Here is a 16891-nt window from a genome sequence, read left to right on the forward strand (position 1 = left end):
CAGGAGAAGTTCGTGGTGATGTCAAAAGTGTTTATTGATTGAATACGATACACAACGCAAAAAGGGGAGCAGAAGCTAAAATAAATCTGTCCCCTTTACTGCTTTACTACTTTGTTGTCAGAGAACCCTTTCGCGGTCGAGTCCCGGCAACCAGGACGCGGCTGGTCGGATTTCTCCCACGACAAGACCTCGCGAGTTTTCGATAGTTGGAGAGATATGCGCCTGAAGTTTATTTTTCTCTTCGTCAGATAATGCACCCAGATAATCAAGGATTGCCAATAACGCGACTGAACGCGCACGCGCACTGCCATCCGAAATTTTCAATGCGATCCCCAGGCCTCGCTCGGGTAAGGCCGCTGTGAGAATACCCTCGGCACCGGTTTTCGCCAGCACAGAACCCCTGGTGACTTCGTTCAACTCACTGACCATAGTGCCATGCCCGGCTATATACAGTGGCTCATTGGTAATGGCTTCATGAAGACGGTAAATGGCCTGCGCGCGATCATCTGACAGATCGACAGGGTTAGCGAAGCGGGCCGTGGCACGCGCGAGCTGGATCAAAGGCATCGTGGGGGCCGGCAACCCACAACCATCGACACCCATGGGATACTGCTCAAGATCAATATCAGCCAGGTCGGAAAGTATATCCAGCGACAACTGCTGTAATGGATGTTCGAGCTGGTGGTAGTTATCCAATGGCAGTTCCAGATACAGTGCCGTGGTTAAAAACCCGGTGTGCTTGCCCGAGCAATTATGGTGAAGTCGACAGCCTGCCTGCCCGGCAGCCAGTAGCTGGTGAGCACTCTCAGTGTGTTCAGGCAGCACCGCACCACAGGCCAGGTGTTCCTCGGTTAACCCCAGGCGGTTCAGCCATGATGCCACCAGATTCTGATGCATTTGTTCGCCCTGGTGAGACGAACAGGCCAGTGATAATTCTGCATTGTTGAGGGCATATCGGTCACTGGCGCCGCTCTCAACCAGATGAATTGCCAGCAGCGGCTTTAGCGCAGAACGCGGAAATATCAGGCTTTCGATATCTCCCCAGCGATCCACAACGTCACCCTTGAAATCACACACGACGGCTGCACCGAAATGTCGACTTTCCACGGTACCATTTCGTGTAACTTCGACGAAAAGCTCATAAGACATGCAGCAACACCCTGAATACGATCCAATTCTGATAAATAACCGTCGACAACTCTACGGCCGATGACAGGTATCGTCAAATGCAGTTCAGGTCCTGGTACCCGAAACGTGGTATAGTCACCAGACCAATATTTCCCCGTCCCACACACACTGGCAAACGGTGCCATTGCTTGCCAACCTGGTGGTATTTTCGTTTCAGGCCTGGCCAGGAGATTTTCAAGGGTTGTTTACCCTGTTGCCATGACGTGAGTTTATTCATGTCAGGTGTCTGCGTGTTCGCGAATAACTAACGAGATTCAGTATGAGAATAGAAATTATCACCACGTCCAATGAGACGCTTAAAGAGACCGGGTTTGGTACGCTTAAAGCTTGTAATAACGTTCTGGATTCAATCAGGCGCCTGGGTTACACCGCTACATTGAATGTGTGTGAAACGGCTGGAGATCTGGATGCGGTCACGAAAAGGAAGCCGGATTTAGTGGTTCTGGCCGTAAAGTACATTTCAGTCGAAAAGGGGAATGATATCTGGTTGTCCGATTATTTTGCGAACAACGGGATTAACTTTTCAGGTTCATCAAGAGAGACCCTGAAGTTTGATTCTGACAAGGTCCTCGCGAAATCTCATTTAAGAAAAATGGGCATTAAAACGGCTGATTACTTTACTGCAATACCCGGGCAGTATAACGATGAAAGTGAGTTACCCATCCGCTTTCCCCTGTTTTTAAAACCCTTGGATGCGGCAAACGGAAACGGGATTGATGATTTGTCCTTTGTCACAAGTTTCGCAGACTACGAAAGTAAAATAGCGTCTTTATATACCTCATTCAATCTTCCTGTACTCGTCGAAGAGTACCTGGATGGCAGGGAATTCACCGCGGCTGTCATTAATACGCCAGGTGATCGTTTACTGGTATCAGCAGTTGAAGTGGTACCACCCCAATCAACCAATGGCCTTCGCATTCTTGGTGAACAGGCAAAACGGGATGATTCAGAAGAGCTCAAAAAGTCCGAAGATAATGCATTAATTGACGGGGTAAACAAACTTGCTGTTGATGCGTTTGTTCATTTAGGGGTAAGAGATTTCGGGCGCATCGATGTCAAAGTCAACGCAAGTGGGCAATGCTATTTTATGGAAGCCAACCTGGTTCCCGGAATGACGGCCGATTCCAGCTATTTCCCTAAAGCGTGTGAAATAGAAGGCGAAATATCCTACGACAAAATGATCGGGCTGATACTGGATGAGGGGCTTCGCAGGACATCCGGTAACCTGGCCGATAACACTGCCGCAGATCCTTTGCCTCTGGCGGTGTGAGCGAAATAGCGGGCAGACGGAACTTCGCTGCCCGCTATTCCATTATTGCATGGCGGGTATGATGCCTTTCGATTCCAGAAACGCTTGCGGAACATCCGCGTTTTTACGCCCGGCAATCGCGTAATAATAAAGAGGTTCACCCTCGATAGAAAGCCGATGCCTGTATCGCTCGATGTGATAGACATGGATAAAATTCGAGAAAAGCAGTTCACGGATCATGGATGAAAATCCAGTCTTGTCGCTTTCGTTAAAAAAGGTTTCCTTGATGTTAAATGCCACCCACCCCTGAGCAGAAATAATATTGAATGCTTCAATGAAAGCATTGGTCGGAATATCTCCAAAGCCCAGGGCAGCAACAGTAACCATGCAGTCACATTGCCATGAGGCAATATCTTCTTTCTTTTCTTTATCAAGGGTTGTGAAATCCTCGACATAATACTCATCATACAAACCGGGTCTGTCACGGATAGTGGCGTCATAAGCTTCCGGGATGATGTCCACGCCTACCAGACGTGATACCCCGTGCTTTTTCAACTCCTCTCCCATCATCCCGTTACCTGCACCTAAATCCAGTACCCGTAATTCTGTGAAATTGTCCTGAGATTGTTTGACAGCGGACTCGAGAATAGTCGCCACTTTTACCGGAGAGGTGCATTTCAGGCGATCATAAAAGATTTGCTCATACAAACCGGGTACCTGATAAATCTCGTCATAATCGTGAAATCTGATTTTCCGCCGCCCCCCCGAGCCTTGCAGATAGAAAAAAGCCTCATCCTGATTGAGATTGTCTACCCCGGATTTCGGAAATTGTATTCTGTGTCTTTTCGGCATAACTTTCCCACGTCAATGAATCAATCTGGCCATGACAGGCATGGCAAAAGCGCCATTATACGCAGATTCCTTGAGTCCCATGGGTAAATCCAACACACTCTATTGATGCTGATACTCTCCGGCGTTTCTAAACGCTATAACGACACGCTGGTCCTGGCGTCGACCGATCTCCAGGTGCCAGCCGGCGAGACCACGGTGCTCATCGGACCCAGCGGCTGTGGAAAATCCACACTGCTACGCTTGATCGTAGGCCTCATTCAGCCAGACACCGGTGACATCACGCTGGGAGGGACACAATTAGCGCCATCAAACCTTCTCGAGCTGCGGCAGCGCATGGGCTACGTCATCCAGGAGGGCGGCCTGTTTCCGCATCTTACGGTCCGTGACAATGTGACCGTGATGGCGCGCTACCTGCGGCGCGATGCCGACTGGATTTCACACCGGCTTGCCGATCTGGCCCAACTGGTACGTCTGCCCCTGAACCTGATGAGCCGTTTTCCCGCAGAGCTTTCCGGCGGGCAGTGCCAGCGCGTCAGCCTGATGCGTGCGTTGATGCTTGACCCGGAGCTACTGCTGCTGGATGAACCGCTGGGGGCACTGGACCCGATGATTCGATATGAGCTGCAACAAGAGCTCAAATCCATCTTCGCCAAACTGGGAAAGACGGTCGTCATGGTCACCCATGACATCGCCGAAGCGGCGTTTTTCGGGCATACCCTGGTGCTGATGCGCGAGGGACGCATCGTGCAGACAGGCCCCTTCAAGGCACTGGCCCGGACACCGGCCGAAGCGTTTGTTACGCAGTTTATCAATGCCCAGCGTGGGCCCATGGAGCAACTCGCCAGGGTGCTGCAATGAGCATCAGCCGATGGACAGGCATGCTGCTGTCAGCGTTACTGGCCACGACACTGGCTCACCCGGTTCTCGCGGCCGGTGAGCCCGTCAAGATCACCATTGGATCCAAAAGTTTTACCGAGTCGGTCATTTTGGGTGACATGCTCAGTCACCTGGCTCAGCGTGCCGGCATCGAGGCCAGTCACCAGCGACAACTGGGGGGCACCCGCGTCGTGTGGAATGCGTTACTCAGTGGCGAGATCGACGCCTACCCGGAATACACGGGCACCCTGATGCAGGAGACTCTGGCCAAGGAGAATATACAGACCGAGGCGCAACTCAGGCAGGCCCTTGCCGCACATGGCCTGCGAATGACCCGTCCACTGGGGTTTAACAACACCTATGCGATCGGGATGAAAGAGACACTGGCTGCGCGGCTCAAGCTGCGCAAGATTTCTGACTTGCGCGACCATCCCGAACTCGTGTTGGGTTTCGGTAACGAGTTCATGGATCGGGCGGACGGCTGGCCTGGTCTGCAACAACGCTATCAGCTACCGCAGCAGAACGTCAGGGGCCTGGACCATGACCTGGCCTATCGTGGCATCGAATCGGGCACACTGCAGGTAACCGATCTTTACGCGACCGATGCAGAGATAAGCTATTATCATTTGCGTACACTCGAGGACGATCTGCATTATTTCCCCGCCTACAATGCCGTGATTCTCTATCGCGCCGATCTGGAACAACGCGCACCGGAAGCGGTAGCCCTGTTCAAACGGCTGGTCGGCCGTATCGACGCACCGGCAATGCGGGAACTGAACGCCCGGGTCAAACTGAACGGTGAGGCCGAAGCCGTGATGGCGGCCCGTTTTCTGGAAGAAAATCTGGCGCTGGATATAGACCCCCAGGTAAAAACGACCTGGCAACGGTTCTGGCAACATACGCGGGAACATCTTGTACTGGTGGGTATCTCACTGTCTGCGGCTATCCTCGTGGCCATTCCGCTGGGCATAGTGGCGGCACGCCATGCGCGCGTGGGCCATATCGTGCTTGGCATCGCCGGTATTATCCAGACCATTCCTTCGTTGGCGCTGTTCGTATTTCTGATACCCTTGCTTGGCATCGGTGGGCCACCTGCGGTGGTGGCCTTGTTTCTCTATAGCCTGCTACCGATCATTCGTAACACCCATGCCGGCATCAGAGGCATCTCACCGGCTATTGTAGAGTCTGCCCAGGCGCTTGGACTACCATCGCGTGCCAGGCTACGCATTGTAGAACTGCCCCTGGCAACGGGTGCTATTCTCGCGGGCATCAAAACGTCGGCGGTTATCAATGTCGGCACCGCAACACTTGCCGCGCTCATTGGTGCCGGCGGGTATGGCCAACCCATCCTTACCGGTATTCGTCTTGACGACACCGGCCTGATCCTGCAAGGCGCAGTCCCGGCCGCTGTGCTGGCGCTACTGGTGCAGGGGATATTTGAACTCGTCGAGCGAAGGTTGTCTCCGTGATGTCTTTTCAAGACCCTGGAGCCGATTGCTTAAGTAAGTGCCATTCTGGTCTGTTCCCCAATTAACGATCAGCGGCTGAGCACAATCCTGTAGCGTGCCTGTCCGCTCCTGAGCCGCGCGATTGCTTCGTTCACCTGTTCTAAACGGAATTGCTCTGTTACCGGTTTGATCTGGTGGCGTGCTGTAAAATCCAGCATGCGCCGAATAGTAGCCGGACTACCAACCGGCGATCCCGACACCGAACGCTGTCCCAAAATCATGGGAAACACCTGCAGATCCAGGGGGTCCAATGTCGCGCCAAGGAAATGGAGGCGGCCCCTGGGCTTAAGGGCAGACATATAGGCATTCCAGTCCAGTTTGATGTTTACGGTAGAAAGGATCAGATCGAAGTGGCCAGTCACAGATTCAAGTGCCGAGGAGTCTCTGGAGCTGAGCGCATGGTGCGCACCAAGTTTGAGTGCCTCCTCTTGTTTCGCCAGGCTCGAAGTGAAAGCCGTAACCTCGCAACCCCATGCGTTAAGAAACTGAAGCGCCATGTGGCCGAGCCCGCCAATACCGATCACACCGACCTTGGCGGTCGAAGAAACGTCAAACTGAGTCAGTGGATTAAAAACCGTTATTCCACCACAGAACAACGGTCCGGCAGTCGCTGAATCGAGCGACTTCGGTAGCGGAAACACGCTGACCGCGCTGGCGCGTACTTTTTCGGCAAACCCACCGTGGCGTCCGACAATTGTAGCCTCGGAATTGGCGCAGAGATTATGATCGCCCGACATACAGGAGTCGCAGGACATGCAGTAGCCGGAATGCCAGCCCAATCCCACGCGTTGACCAACCTCAAGGTGTGTCGCAGCACCGCCGACTGCAGCGATTGTTCCGATGACTTCGTGCCCGGGTACGAGGGGGTACTCTGTCATCCCCCATTCGTTATCCAACATGCTGAGATCACTGTGACAGATGCCGCAGTGTTCGACATTGATTTCGACCTGATGGGCACCGAGTGGACCGGGGTCATATTCGTAGGGTCTTAGCTCTCCACCAGGTTTGAATGCCGCATAAGCTTTTATCATTACGCTTCTCCTGTGAGCGAATTATCCATGCTCTCTGCATGCACCGCGCAATCAAGAGTTTAGCCTATGGAAAGGGTACGGAAAGGGGGCGGAGGGATATAATATTATCCCCTCCGTTCCATTTGTCGCCATTTGTCGATCAATCGACTCTGATCCCATTGACCTATACACTTACACCACTGTTCCTCAGCCAGGTAAAAAACAATGACATACAATATTGAAGAAATCAGTCGTGGTTTCCAGAAAGCCATGCAGGAAGCGGGCGATGTAAGTGTGGATACCGATACCGACAGCCAGCAGCGCACACGCCGTCAACGCGTACTGGATATGTGGAACGAAGACATCGGACGTGCGCTGGCTGCGAACGAGGACCTGAAGCTCGATGACGCCCATCTGGCCGTTATTTACAGCCTGCGCGACCATTTTCTTGAACACGGGTTCGCGAAAGCCGGAAGAGTGCTGGGAGACATGCTCGACGCACGGTTCGAAGATGCCGGTGGTCGCAAGTACCTGCGACGCCTGTTTCCGAACGGGCCGGTCGCCCAGGGCATGAGGATAGCGGGTTTGCCGGTACCGAACCTGACTGAGAACAAGGGACAGGGAACGGCGCGTTAGGCTGGGGTGTCTGGTTATCACCGTGATATATTTACCGATATGGGGGCTATACTTAGACGAGGGGTAATGTGAGGTATCGGAGTATGAAACCAGACAAGCACCTGATTGCAGCCATACTATCTGCCTTGTTAACGCTTGTTGCCGGCGTGGCCTGTGGGTCGGAGATCTACAAGTGGACAGGGGATGACGGCGTTACACACTACGCAGAAGCGCCACCTGAAACCAGTTTTTCCAGCCTTGAAATTCTGGATGTTTCTGTCCCCGAGCCTGCTCCACCTGCCACTACGATTTATCAGCCAGTACTCGACGTCGCAAACAGCATTGAAGCCAGCCGACTGGAACGTGAACGTGCGCGGCTCGAACGAAAAAAAATACTTCTGCAAGAACGAGAGTTACAGCAATCGCAGCTGGCTGCGCAACCAAGCTACTATAGAAACAATGCGGTGGGTCCTGCCTACTACCCGCCTCGCTACCGATATCCCCCCCGGCCTTACCCACCAGGGTACTGGCGCTATCCGATGCCGACACCACATCAAGGCGGTGACCGACCGGGCAGAGATGGCGGTTCGGCACGCGCCTTCTTCAACCGCTAGCTATTGGCGGGCGGTGAGGGGATGCCGTTATCGAAAGGGTACGCCACCTGGCCCGTATCAACGGCCAGCCGGACTAAAATAAATCTGTCCCCTTTTTCCTTCTTTTCCCTTTTTCCCAGGACGTTTCACAATGCACGTGCAGTTGCGGTTTTATGAAGAGCTGAACGATTTTTTGGCGCCTGCATTGCGCAAAACGAGCATTGATCACACGTTTGACCGGCGCACTTCAGTCAAGGATATGATTGAGTCCTTTGGTGTACCCCATCCCGAGGTCGAACTGATTCTGGTCAATGGGAAATCGGTCGACTTTTCCTATATTGTCAAAGACGGTGACCAGATCAGCGTCTATCCGGTGTTTGAAAGCCTGGATATCAGTCCACTGATTCGCCTGCGGCCTGAACCCTTGCGGGTGGCGCGCTTTGTGATCGACTGCAACCTGGGTCGGCTGGCACGCTATTTACGTCTGCTGGGTTTTGACAGTCTGTACCGCAATGACTATACCGACAAATCCATTGCCGACATCGCCCGGAATGAAAACCGCATTGTACTAACGCGCGACCGGGCTCTGTTACAGCATAAAATCATCACTCGCGGATATTTTGTTCGCGCCACAAAACCCAGGGAACAGGTCAGGGAAGTGTTGGCACGTTTTGATTTGTATCGACAGGTAAAACCGTTTACGCGTTGCGCCCGTTGCAACGGTGAGCTGAGTGATACAGACAAACAATCTGTATCAAAACGACTGGAGCCGAAAACCAGGCAGTTCTATGACACGTTCAGGGTCTGTAAATCTTGCGGACAGGTCTACTGGGAAGGCAGCCATCACAAACGCATGCAGGCTTTACTGGACAGCTTTACAGAGAGGTTGAAATGAATTTTCCCGGCCACCGTGGCATCGAAATGGTGTGCCGCCAGGGCACCCGGCAAGCTGTGGGTAATGGCATCCACATAACGGGGGCGCTGTTAACCGGAAACTTTTTTCAATACCGTCTGTTCATCGGGAAACGGCAACGCATCACCTTCCAGCCACTTTAGTAATGACGCCCAGGTCTCGATGTCTTTTTTCGCATCGCGTTCGCCCAGTTCATGGATGCCGAGTCCCTGTTCAGTGGCCGTGACATAGTACTGGGTGTCACGGATTCTGCCGATCACCGGGATATCCAGGTTTTTCAGAAAACGCTCCAGTTTTTCGACGGCTTTGGTGCGGATACGGGTACGGTTGGTGACAATCGCCAGGCGCGTGTTATGCACCCGCGCTTTACCGACCAGCAGCAGGTCGCGGATAAAATCCGCGGTGGAGTGAATGTCGATGGAGGAGGGCAGCACCGGGATCAGAATGATGTCCGCCTCGGCCACACGGTCTTCGATATCCACCAGGGCATAGCCGGCCGGCGTATCCGTGATAACAAAGCGAGTGTTTTCCGGGACCTTCATTTGCCAGGTGCGGGTAATGCCTTCGCGCGGCGGCTCAAACGCAGTCACACCGTGGATGGGCGCCCGTTCGGGGGGGCGCGCTTTAAGCCAGCGGCTGCTGGAGCCCTGCTTGTCGTAGTCGAACAAGGCGGTGCCATAGCCCTGAGCTGCGCAGAAACTGGCCAGATTGGTGGCCACGGTGGTCTTTCCGCAACCACCCTTGGTATTCATGACGGTGATTCGCAGCACAGTGGGACGTACCTCGTCGCAAGTCGTTTTTGGTGTATTCAGGGGTTTAAGATAATAACAGGTTTGCCGGCACATGAAAGTGAGTACGCCAGTCAGATGTATTTACCGTCACCGCCTGAAGATATTAATCAGCGCCGTAACAATGACGCTGACAATGAACATCGATGTAATGGGAATAAAGATCCTGCTGCGACCGCTCTCGACACGGATATCGCCCGGCAGTTTGCCGAACCAGTTCAGCAACCAGGGGGCGAACTGTAAGATTAGCCCCAGGACCAGAATGATTGAACCTGCAATGATGAGCAAACGTGCCATATCGAGAATGCTACCTTAATTATTACTAAAGAAACGCTTCAAAGGCACTGGCAGCCAGTTGCTCCGAAAAGAACAGGGCGAAACCCGTGTTATTTCCCCAGTGTTCGATAACCTGCGCATAACTCAGTACCGAGCCGTCATCCGCGGCAATCCGGTACGGGTCAGTACTTCCCGGTTGCCGCTGTGCCTGAATCATGCGCCACATCGGCGACCCCTGTTATTTACGGATTATGCTCACCTTGGCGGACTTGTGGTCCCGCCAGAAGCCGCTGTCCTCCGGACCCAGACAATACTCCCGCCAATCGCTTAACGTGCCTTAGCTTAAGCCGCATGCGGATGAACCCGCTTCTCAATTTCCTTCCCGACAGTCTGTGTCGCGACTCGCAGATCATACTCAGTCTGTAAACCCATCCAAAGTTCCGGTGAGACGCTGAAATAACGCCCAAGACGTAGCGCTGTATCTGCAGTAATACCACGCTTGCCATTCACAATTTCACTGATGCGACCGGGAGGCACATAGATATCCCGTGCCAGCCGATTGATGCTAATCTCCATGGGTTTTAGAAAGTCCTCCCGCAGAATTTCGCCGGGGTGGATGGGTGTTAGTTTTTTAGCCATAGCAAAATCTCAGTGATAATCCACAATTTCAACATCAGTCACTTCGCCGAAATTCCAGCAGAAGCAAAGCACACGAACGCCCGAATCATACGGAAAACATAATATGTTAAGCGGCATGGTAAAAGTTTCGGGATTACAGAGTGTGGAACGGGTGCCATCCTTGGCCTCCTGAGCAGTGATTTAGTTCAACTGCACGATATTACATCATTCGGAACAAATCGTTCTACGGGCGATTACGCATAAAGGGCGACACGCGGAGGTAAGTAAAGCCTATTAGTATCAACTGTTGCCAGGTTCTGATACTCAGCCACGTCGGCAGAGGCTTTTCCGCTTACCTTGAAATTCCGTCGAATGCTAAAGCCCCCCGCGCCCGGCGCCGAAACATCCCCTGTTGGCTCTTTACCACACAGGGAAGCTACGGGATGAGACTCGCTCACTGGCAGGGAAAAGCTTTCGCGATCCTCTTCCTCGTTCTCGCTGCGGCCTGGAACGCCGCGGGTGACAGCGGGGAAGCATCGCGACTCTATGAACAGGCCCATCGGTTGATGGACGAGGCCGAGGGCAGTCGCGCGAAGCTGCTGCAGGCCGCAGAGATCCTCTCCGAACTGCAACAGAAATTCCCCGAAAGCGAACTATCCTGGATCCTGGCGGGACGCCTGATCCTCAAGGCCGGTTATATCAACCGCACCAACTACAGCGAGGAATCCCTGAAGCTTTCCGTTCAGTATTTCCACAAGGCGCTGGCAATCAACCCCGACAGCCTTGATACGATGGTTTTCAGCGCCTATCCCTATCTCTATCAAGGGGACCTGGAAAATGCGAAACGACGCGCCGGGGTAGCCGCGGAAATCGACCCGGACGCGGTGCGCCTGCTTTTTCTCCAGGGGGACATCGCCCATAAGGAAAAAGACTGGCAAGAAGAGATTCGACTGGCGAAACGGGTTCTTGCGTCCACAGACGACCCGCTGTTTACCGGTTTCGCCTACAGCGACCTGGCCAACGCCTACAGGGTCACGAAGCAGTATGGAAAAGCCGAACACTATTACCTGAAGATCATCGAACTCAAACCCGACTCGGCCTGGAGCCTGATCAACTACGGCAGCTTCCTGGTCAAACGAGGGGAGTACGACAAGGCCATCGATATCCTCAACCGGTCGATGCAAATCACCGAATCCGGCATGGGACATCACCTGCTCGCCAAAGCCTGGTACGGCAAGGGTCGCAAGCTGTACTGGGAAGACGGAAAACCTGCGGAGGGCGTGAAGTCTTTCAAGAATGTGCTGCGCCATGATCCCGACCACGCGAACGCCCTTTACGGACTGGGCCTGTACTACTACCGTAAAGGCCACCAGTCAAAAGACCAGGTCGAACTCTACAGGGCCGAAGGCTATTACAAACGTGCCATCGAAGCGGACCCGGAACACGAACAGGCGATAGCGCAGCTGGCAAGGCTGCAGAAGCTGCTGGGCTGGCTGAAGAAGCATCCCGCGCAGAAGAAGCCGGTCAAACCTTTCACCAGCCCGCCGTCGCAGGGTTGAGCCCGACGGCGAGGGGAGAGAAAGAAGGGGGCTGAAGCGCATTATGCAGCGTTAATCTCAAACTCCGTTGCTTTTACAACAGGTTTCACCGGCCTGTTCTTCTTAACAAGCTCAACAAAGCCATAATGCACCATTGTTTTCAGCGTTCTTGAAAGGTTGCTGGGCTCGCGGCCTACCGCATCAGCAAGTGCCTTCAATGACTCCGGCTACATCTCCGCATTGTATTTACCGAAGTACTTTATCCGCCTCAAAGGGTGATGTCCGTCACCGCCCCCCTTTAACTGGTCCCGTTTTTCTAAAGAAAGCTGCCGCGTTGTCCCTGCGTAATTTTTGCGCCAGGTCGGGCGGAAGAAGGCGCAGCCAGCCACGGTGAAAAGCGATGAAACGACCGTACTGCTGCCAGCCACTGTCCGGTTCGTCCCAACTGTCCAGTCGTTCCACTGACCACACAGGGTCTGAACCCACCATGAATCGATCGGGAAAGGAGCCGATCAGGTCGCGCCACTCGGGGAGCAGGGCGCCGTCATCGCCAGTAATGGGGTTATTGACGAAACGCCAGGGGTCGCGCGCAGACAATTCGGCCCAAACGTTGGGGCAACGCTGCAACACATCCGACACTTGCGCGGGTGTGAGAATGGCGCCGGCGTGTGCCCACAGCAGTTTCACACGGGGATAGCGAAGGCAGAGCTTGAGCATGTAATCCGCTGTGCTGAATTCGGTGTGCAGCAGCATCGGTACGTCAAAGTCTTCGGCGACAGCGGCCAGACCGGCAATGACCGGGCTGTGCGGTGGCGGTGCAAAGCCGCCGACCAGGTGCAGTTCGCCGATGCCATGATACTGGCCGGACTCAAGCGCCTTTCGTGCCTGGTCTATCACGTCTGCATCGTGCGCCCAGGTCGACCAGTCGCCCGGTTTCCGGTACGGGCTCCAGATCGGAATGACACGTTGCGGCGCCAACCTCTGGAGCTCAATCGCAAGTTCTGCCGGGGTGCCGATCACCACCGCCAGTGCGACCGCGTTTTCCTCCAGGATCGCTACCGCCTGCTGTGCGCTGGTTACATCCTCCTGGCTCCACTTGTAATGAACGTGTACATCGGCCAGCGGCGGCGCGCTCCAGGCGGGTAGTGACAACAGGCCAAACAGCAAGTAAACAAGGAAGCGCATGGGTTGCAGCATAGAACAAAGTCCCTGGAGGCGGGGATAATTGTGTCTGTCCCCATCTATTGATCCCTGGTTACACTTAAGAAGTTATGGTGCTTGACGCCATATATAATTATGGTGTAAAAGACCATATGAACGCAAGGAAGCTGTTCTACCACAAGGCAACCCGTGGTGATGTGATCGTTGAAATGGTGATCTGGCAATTGCCGGAAAACTCCGTGGAAAGACCGCATAGCCTTAAATACCGATTCTTTTGCGGTACCGCAGAAAGTTGTTATGTGCGCTACGACAATGAGACCGGTAAAGGCGATCACCGTCACTATGGCGCTCAGGAAGAGCATTATCCTTTCCAGTCTATAGAGAGACTGGTTGAAGATTTTCGCAGCGACTGCGTCCGACTTGCGGACTGGGAGTGGTGACCATGAAGCGTATTGAGATTGAAGTTATGCGTTCCAGTGACGCATTGAAGGCAGCCGTTGAAACCTGGCATAAAGCCAAGGCCGGAAAGAAGGTCACCCCCAGGCTGTCATTTGGCAGTATCAAGGACCTGTTCTCAGCCATCACAGAGAAACGTCTTGAACTGCTGCGTTACGTGGCAGAGCGTCAAGGCACATTGAATACCCGTCAGTTGGCGCAGGCATTGGGCAGGGATTATAAAAACATCCACACCGATGTCAGCGCGCTGGACGAACTGGGTTTGATCGAGAAGGGCGAAAAGGGCGTGTTAACCGTTCCCTACGATGAGATCGTTATTCATGCCGGCCTTACAGAGGCTGCATAGTATAGGTTTGATAGGGCGCATACCGGTAGTACTTTGGAACACTATCCAGCCTGACGTGCAACCAATAGACACCAAGACCACAGGTACTGACCCACAACGGCTGGTCACTTAAAGCACTGGAAACCGCTTCGGAAACTGACCTCCATAGTTCCACCACTGCATTAGCCGGCGCCTGGCGCAGAAAAGCGGCGAGGTGTGTACAGGCACTCACGGGTTCCAGTGGACAAGGTGCAATCAACCGGGCATCGCCACCAAGATTGTCGAAACTGACCATCATCTGTCCACGGTCTGTTTCGAAGTGTTCAGCAAACGCTGTTGAATCGGGTGATGCCCGGGCAAGCCGGGGGCTGTCTACCAGCACGTATTCAAACGGGCGTTGTAAGCTGTCACGGGTAATCGGCGGTGTCTCCCACAAGAATGCTTCAAATGCACTGGCAGCCAGTTGCTTCGAAAAGAACAGGGCGAAACTCGTGTTATTTCCCCAGTGTTCGATAACCTGCGCATAACTCAGTACCGAGCCGTCATCCGCGGTAATCCGGTACGGGTCAGTACTTCCCGGTTGCAGTTGCTCCTGAATCATGTGCCACATCGGCGACCCCTAAGCCGCATGCGGATGAACCCGCTTCTCAATTTCTTTCCCGACCGTCTGTGTTGCCATCCGCAAATCATACTCAGTCTGTAAGCCCATCCAGAGCTCCGGGGACACGCTGAAATAACGCCCAAGGCGTAGCGCTGTATCCGCAGTAATACCACGCTTACCATTCACAATTTCACTGATCCGGCCGGGCGGCACATAGATATCCCGTGCCAGCCGATTGATGCTGATCTCCATGGGTTTCAGAAAGTCCTCCCGGAGAATTACGCCGGGGTGGATGGGTGTTAGTTTTTTAGCCATAACAAAATCTCAGTGATAATCCACAATTTCAACATCCGTCACTTCGCCGAAATTCCAGCAGAAGCAAATACGCCATTGATCGTTAATCCGGATGCTGTGTTGTCCCTTACGGTTGCCTTTTAAGGCTTCCAGACGATTGCCAGGAGGTACCTTCAGATCCTGCAGGCGTCTGGCCTGATCCAGGTACAGCAACTTGCGGCGGGCAACTCGCTCAATGTTTTTGAAACGCGGAACAACGTTATCGTTAAACAAGGATTCCGTGTCCTTGCACACGAACGCCCGAATCATACGGGAAACATATTACGGGAAACGTAATATGTCAAGCGGCATCGGAAAAGTTTCGGGATTACAGAGTATGGAACGGGTGCCATCCTTGGCCTCCTGAGCGGTGATTTACTTCAACTGCACGATGTTACATCAATCGGGATTCGGATAACCCCCTGTTTATATACTTGCCCTGAAGAAAACCGTATCCTTGGTGCAACACATGGAACCCGACTCCAAAGCACAGGCACAACAACGCGCCAACCAGATCAGGTCCTTCCAGGCAGAGGTCGCCCGGCTGGAAGCCGAGGGTGTGATGCAGCTCAGCGCCGACCAGCAGCGTGCCATTCACACCTACCATGACGACTTGCTTGCCGGCTTCTCGCAAACCTTTGGCATTGACCGTAACCGGCAGGCCAGGCAGCTCTCGCTGGGTATGCGCATCGCTTCGTTCCTGGGCGCGCTGGCGTTGGCGGCCAGTATATTTTTCCTCTTTTACCAGTTCTGGGGTCGCTTCGGCAGCACGGCACAGGTCAGCATTCTGGTGCTGGCATCGCTCGCCACCTTCAGCGCCACCGGCCTGATCGCCAAACGCGATACGAGTGGCTATCTGGGGTGATGGGAGTTACCTGGTTGCCGATCGTGACCTGATCGAAGGGGGTTACCAGCTGGCCGGGTTTATACTCAGTGCGCTGGCCATCGGGTATGGCATTCGCTACCACAATGCCGAAGTGACCAATACCGGTAATGTGTTTTTTGTCATCTTCCTCTATACCAAGTTCTTCGACTGGTGGTGGGACATCATGCCGAAATACCTGTTCTTCCTCGTCATCGGCCTGACCGCGCTACTGTTCCTGGTGATCTTCAAACGGCTGCGCGGCAGCGCCAACGTAGAAGACGGTGGAGTGGCCACCGGATGACCTGGAAAAACCCGCACACCTGGATCGCCGGGCTCGGCATTATCCTCCTTACCAACGCACTGGCACTGGCCTGTGTTGCGTACAATCGCTCCGGTGAGCCGGACGCCCGCGTTACCCTCAGCGAGCGTGAGCTGAACCTCCCGTACAATTGGGGAGGTGAACGTGAAAATAGTGGTTTGGCGCTGAGACTCGACTGGCGTGATAACCCCTCCCGCTACCTGCCAGCCCCCTGGCTGGATCAGGCCAAACTGGCCGCGCTGGGATTTCCGGTAGAAGACGCGACAAGCCGCGCAGATAACCGGCGTCGCCTCAACCACAGCCTGCCACAAGAAGTCTTCCTGGTGCTGGAATACAACGGCCCGGCCTACCAGGCTGCACTCGCACGCCAGCAGGCAGTAACGGAACAACGACAGGCGCTGGCTGATCGCAACCCGGATGACGAAGCATTGGAAAAAGCGGCCAGGGACAGCCAGAAACGCCTGCAACGTGAACAGCACAAAGCCTCACGCCTGTTTGTCATCGACGCCGGGCTGGACGCACAAACACTGCGCCAGCGCTACCCCGATACCGCGCGCAACATCGTGCTGCGCGGCACGGTACGCGCCCGGGTGAATCAGCAAGACGATGATCAATGGGTGGTACAGGGACTTGTAAATGAAGTCGCCGTCAGCCGGGTCAATATACCGCTTGAATATCGAAGTGTATTCGAACGAGACCGCGACCCTGATTACGAGGTGACTCTGGCAGTTGGGCGGTGGTTGGAGCCATGGGCAGTGGGGGTAAAGTAATTCGCCACCTTTATTTTCCAGGGGGATTACCCTTTTA

24 protein-coding genes are annotated in these 16891 nt (G+C 54.0%); 12 read left to right on the forward strand and 12 right to left on the reverse strand.

Translation table 11 applies throughout. The annotated features are described in order from the left end of the window. Positions 1–117 precede the first annotated feature (117 nt). Positions 118–1149, reverse strand: a complete 1032-nt coding sequence (locus DFR30_RS07485) for an asparaginase (protein WP_132972065.1) — start codon at positions 1147–1149, stop codon at positions 118–120. A 298-nt stretch (positions 1150–1447) separates the two neighbouring features. On the opposite strand from DFR30_RS07485, the gene DFR30_RS07490 reads away from it, so the two are divergent. Further along, the gene (locus DFR30_RS07490) at positions 1448–2458 is read left to right on the forward strand and encodes a D-alanine--D-alanine ligase family protein (protein WP_132972066.1); all 1011 of its coding nucleotides are present in this window, start codon (positions 1448–1450) and stop codon (positions 2456–2458) included. Between the two features lie 42 nt (positions 2459–2500). Here DFR30_RS07490 and DFR30_RS07495 read toward each other — a convergent pair whose 3' ends face one another. Continuing rightward, positions 2501–3289 carry a class I SAM-dependent DNA methyltransferase gene (locus DFR30_RS07495; RefSeq protein WP_132972067.1) on the reverse strand — a complete coding sequence of 263 codons (789 nt, stop codon included), beginning with the start codon at positions 3287–3289 and terminating at the stop codon, positions 2501–2503. Between the two features lie 105 nt (positions 3290–3394). On the opposite strand from DFR30_RS07495, the gene DFR30_RS07500 reads away from it, so the two are divergent. Together DFR30_RS07500 and DFR30_RS07505 are read left to right on the forward strand one after the other, a co-directional pair. Beyond that, positions 3395–4147, forward strand: coding sequence for an ATP-binding cassette domain-containing protein (locus tag DFR30_RS07500; protein ID WP_132972068.1), 753 nt, complete (start codon positions 3395–3397; stop codon positions 4145–4147). Next, positions 4144–5634: an ABC transporter permease/substrate-binding protein gene (locus DFR30_RS07505; RefSeq protein ID WP_132972069.1), complete on the forward strand. Its 1491-nt coding sequence runs from the start codon at positions 4144–4146 to the stop codon at positions 5632–5634. Before DFR30_RS07500 ends, DFR30_RS07505 begins: the two co-directional genes overlap by 4 nt. Before the next feature lie 68 nt (positions 5635–5702). Here DFR30_RS07505 and ahr read toward each other — a convergent pair whose 3' ends face one another. After that, positions 5703–6704, reverse strand: a complete 1002-nt coding sequence (gene ahr / locus DFR30_RS07510; RefSeq protein ID WP_132972070.1) for an NADPH-dependent aldehyde reductase Ahr — start codon at positions 6702–6704, stop codon at positions 5703–5705. 204 nt (positions 6705–6908) lie between these two features. Here ahr and DFR30_RS07515 point away from each other — a divergent pair, with 204 nt between their 5' ends. The 3 genes from DFR30_RS07515 (at position 6909) to DFR30_RS07525 (ending at position 8786) form a co-directional block, all read left to right on the forward strand. Further along, complete coding sequence (locus DFR30_RS07515; protein WP_132972071.1) at positions 6909–7319, forward strand: TusE/DsrC/DsvC family sulfur relay protein; 411 nt, start codon at positions 6909–6911, stop codon at positions 7317–7319. A gap of 83 nt (positions 7320–7402) precedes the next feature. Continuing rightward, positions 7403–7912, forward strand: coding sequence for a DUF4124 domain-containing protein (locus tag DFR30_RS07520; RefSeq protein ID WP_132972072.1), 510 nt, complete (start codon positions 7403–7405; stop codon positions 7910–7912). 130 nt (positions 7913–8042) lie between these two features. Beyond that, positions 8043–8786 (forward strand): Mut7-C RNAse domain-containing protein, encoded by a 744-nt coding sequence (locus DFR30_RS07525; RefSeq protein WP_132972073.1) that lies wholly within the window; start codon positions 8043–8045, stop codon positions 8784–8786. A gap of 89 nt (positions 8787–8875) precedes the next feature. Here the strand turns inward: DFR30_RS07525 and DFR30_RS07530 are convergent, their stop codons facing one another. From DFR30_RS07530 to DFR30_RS07545, 4 genes are all read right to left on the reverse strand, one after another. Then, a complete protein-coding gene (locus DFR30_RS07530; RefSeq protein WP_165869136.1) occupies positions 8876–9574 on the reverse strand; it encodes a ParA family protein in 699 nt (232 codons plus the stop codon). Positions 9575–9682: 108 nt separating this feature from the next. Continuing rightward, complete coding sequence (locus DFR30_RS07535; RefSeq protein WP_132972075.1) at positions 9683–9889, reverse strand: DUF2905 domain-containing protein; 207 nt, start codon at positions 9887–9889, stop codon at positions 9683–9685. A 25-nt stretch (positions 9890–9914) separates the two neighbouring features. Continuing rightward, positions 9915–10094 (reverse strand): hypothetical protein, encoded by a 180-nt coding sequence (locus DFR30_RS07540; protein ID WP_132972076.1) that lies wholly within the window; start codon positions 10092–10094, stop codon positions 9915–9917. Between the two features lie 116 nt (positions 10095–10210). Continuing rightward, on the reverse strand, positions 10211–10507 hold the full coding sequence (locus tag DFR30_RS07545) for a HigA family addiction module antitoxin (RefSeq protein ID WP_132972077.1): 297 nt from the start codon (positions 10505–10507) through the stop codon (positions 10211–10213). Between the two features lie 422 nt (positions 10508–10929). On the opposite strand from DFR30_RS07545, the gene DFR30_RS07550 reads away from it, so the two are divergent. Then, positions 10930–12045 carry a tetratricopeptide repeat protein gene (locus DFR30_RS07550; protein WP_132972078.1) on the forward strand — a complete coding sequence of 372 codons (1116 nt, stop codon included), beginning with the start codon at positions 10930–10932 and terminating at the stop codon, positions 12043–12045. Between the two features lie 41 nt (positions 12046–12086). On the opposite strand, the gene DFR30_RS14785 is transcribed toward DFR30_RS07550, so the two are convergent. Both DFR30_RS14785 and DFR30_RS07555 read right to left on the reverse strand, forming a co-directional pair. Further along, positions 12087–12242, reverse strand: coding sequence for an HVO_A0114 family putative DNA-binding protein (locus DFR30_RS14785; protein WP_165869137.1), 156 nt, complete (start codon positions 12240–12242; stop codon positions 12087–12089). A 67-nt stretch (positions 12243–12309) separates the two neighbouring features. Beyond that, a complete protein-coding gene (locus DFR30_RS07555; RefSeq protein WP_132972079.1) occupies positions 12310–13221 on the reverse strand; it encodes an amidohydrolase family protein in 912 nt (303 codons plus the stop codon). A 116-nt stretch (positions 13222–13337) separates the two neighbouring features. On the opposite strand from DFR30_RS07555, the gene DFR30_RS07560 reads away from it, so the two are divergent. Next, on the forward strand, positions 13338–13625 hold the full coding sequence (locus tag DFR30_RS07560; RefSeq protein WP_132972080.1) for a toxin-antitoxin system TumE family protein: 288 nt from the start codon (positions 13338–13340) through the stop codon (positions 13623–13625). A gap of 2 nt (positions 13626–13627) precedes the next feature. Further along, a complete protein-coding gene (locus tag DFR30_RS07565; protein ID WP_132972081.1) occupies positions 13628–13987 on the forward strand; it encodes an HVO_A0114 family putative DNA-binding protein in 360 nt (119 codons plus the stop codon). Here DFR30_RS07565 and DFR30_RS07570 read toward each other — a convergent pair. The 3 genes from DFR30_RS07570 to DFR30_RS07580 are packed head-to-tail and all read right to left on the reverse strand — an operon-like array spanning position 13971 to position 15134. Beyond that, complete coding sequence (locus DFR30_RS07570; protein WP_132972082.1) at positions 13971–14576, reverse strand: DUF6940 family protein; 606 nt, start codon at positions 14574–14576, stop codon at positions 13971–13973. The two genes, DFR30_RS07565 and DFR30_RS07570, sit on opposite strands and share 17 nt — an antisense overlap. A 9-nt stretch (positions 14577–14585) precedes the next feature. Next, positions 14586–14882, reverse strand: a complete 297-nt coding sequence (locus tag DFR30_RS07575) for a HigA family addiction module antitoxin (protein ID WP_132972083.1) — start codon at positions 14880–14882, stop codon at positions 14586–14588. 9 nt (positions 14883–14891) lie between these two features. Beyond that, complete coding sequence (locus DFR30_RS07580; protein ID WP_341539294.1) at positions 14892–15134, reverse strand: type II toxin-antitoxin system RelE/ParE family toxin; 243 nt, start codon at positions 15132–15134, stop codon at positions 14892–14894. Positions 15135–15369: 235 nt separating this feature from the next. On the opposite strand from DFR30_RS07580, the gene DFR30_RS14430 reads away from it, so the two are divergent. The 3 genes from DFR30_RS14430 to DFR30_RS07590 are packed head-to-tail and all read left to right on the forward strand — an operon-like array spanning position 15370 to position 16854. Then, positions 15370–15765: a DUF2157 domain-containing protein gene (locus DFR30_RS14430; RefSeq protein WP_207891842.1), complete on the forward strand. Its 396-nt coding sequence runs from the start codon at positions 15370–15372 to the stop codon at positions 15763–15765. Then, positions 15749–16066 (forward strand): hypothetical protein, encoded by a 318-nt coding sequence (locus DFR30_RS14435; RefSeq protein ID WP_207891843.1) that lies wholly within the window; start codon positions 15749–15751, stop codon positions 16064–16066. Before DFR30_RS14430 ends, DFR30_RS14435 begins: the two co-directional genes overlap by 17 nt. Next, positions 16063–16854, forward strand: a complete 792-nt coding sequence (locus DFR30_RS07590) for a DUF4824 family protein (protein ID WP_132972085.1) — start codon at positions 16063–16065, stop codon at positions 16852–16854. The genes DFR30_RS14435 and DFR30_RS07590 overlap by 4 nt, the downstream gene beginning before the upstream one ends. The last annotated feature ends 37 nt before the right edge of the window (positions 16855–16891 follow it).

It is taken from the genome of Thiogranum longum (assembly GCF_004339085.1).
Classification (GTDB): Bacteria; Pseudomonadota; Gammaproteobacteria; order DSM-19610; family DSM-19610; genus Thiogranum; species Thiogranum longum.

What these genes read in the sequence shown, in the direction of transcription:
- DFR30_RS07545 (WP_132972077.1), bottom strand. Translation starts at nt 10,507, where the DNA reads ATGGCTAAAAAACTAACACCCATCCACCCCGGCGAAATTCTGCGGGAG.
- DFR30_RS07495 (WP_132972067.1), bottom strand. Translation starts at nt 3,289, where the DNA reads ATGCCGAAAAGACACAGAATACAATTTCCGAAATCCGGGGTAGACAAT.
- DFR30_RS07540 (WP_132972076.1), bottom strand. Translation starts at nt 10,094, where the DNA reads ATGTGGCGCATGATTCAGGCACAGCGGCAACCGGGAAGTACTGACCCG.
- DFR30_RS07485 (WP_132972065.1), bottom strand. Translation starts at nt 1,149, where the DNA reads ATGTCTTATGAGCTTTTCGTCGAAGTTACACGAAATGGTACCGTGGAA.
- DFR30_RS07520 (WP_132972072.1), top strand. Translation starts at nt 7,403, where the DNA reads ATGAAACCAGACAAGCACCTGATTGCAGCCATACTATCTGCCTTGTTA.
- DFR30_RS07575 (WP_132972083.1), bottom strand. Translation starts at nt 14,882, where the DNA reads ATGGCTAAAAAACTAACACCCATCCACCCCGGCGTAATTCTCCGGGAG.
- DFR30_RS07560 (WP_132972080.1), top strand. Translation starts at nt 13,338, where the DNA reads ATGAACGCAAGGAAGCTGTTCTACCACAAGGCAACCCGTGGTGATGTG.
- DFR30_RS07490 (WP_132972066.1), top strand. Translation starts at nt 1,448, where the DNA reads ATGAGAATAGAAATTATCACCACGTCCAATGAGACGCTTAAAGAGACC.
- DFR30_RS07550 (WP_132972078.1), top strand. Translation starts at nt 10,930, where the DNA reads ATGAGACTCGCTCACTGGCAGGGAAAAGCTTTCGCGATCCTCTTCCTC.
- DFR30_RS07590 (WP_132972085.1), top strand. Translation starts at nt 16,063, where the DNA reads ATGACCTGGAAAAACCCGCACACCTGGATCGCCGGGCTCGGCATTATC.
- DFR30_RS07500 (WP_132972068.1), top strand. Translation starts at nt 3,395, where the DNA reads ATGCTGATACTCTCCGGCGTTTCTAAACGCTATAACGACACGCTGGTC.
- DFR30_RS07515 (WP_132972071.1), top strand. Translation starts at nt 6,909, where the DNA reads ATGACATACAATATTGAAGAAATCAGTCGTGGTTTCCAGAAAGCCATG.
- DFR30_RS07555 (WP_132972079.1), bottom strand. Translation starts at nt 13,221, where the DNA reads ATGCTGCAACCCATGCGCTTCCTTGTTTACTTGCTGTTTGGCCTGTTG.
- DFR30_RS07570 (WP_132972082.1), bottom strand. Translation starts at nt 14,576, where the DNA reads ATGTGGCACATGATTCAGGAGCAACTGCAACCGGGAAGTACTGACCCG.
- DFR30_RS07565 (WP_132972081.1), top strand. Translation starts at nt 13,628, where the DNA reads ATGAAGCGTATTGAGATTGAAGTTATGCGTTCCAGTGACGCATTGAAG.
- DFR30_RS07525 (WP_132972073.1), top strand. Translation starts at nt 8,043, where the DNA reads ATGCACGTGCAGTTGCGGTTTTATGAAGAGCTGAACGATTTTTTGGCG.
- DFR30_RS07535 (WP_132972075.1), bottom strand. Translation starts at nt 9,889, where the DNA reads ATGGCACGTTTGCTCATCATTGCAGGTTCAATCATTCTGGTCCTGGGG.
- DFR30_RS14430 (WP_207891842.1), top strand. Translation starts at nt 15,370, where the DNA reads ATGGAACCCGACTCCAAAGCACAGGCACAACAACGCGCCAACCAGATC.
- ahr (WP_132972070.1), bottom strand. Translation starts at nt 6,704, where the DNA reads ATGATAAAAGCTTATGCGGCATTCAAACCTGGTGGAGAGCTAAGACCC.
- DFR30_RS07505 (WP_132972069.1), top strand. Translation starts at nt 4,144, where the DNA reads ATGAGCATCAGCCGATGGACAGGCATGCTGCTGTCAGCGTTACTGGCC.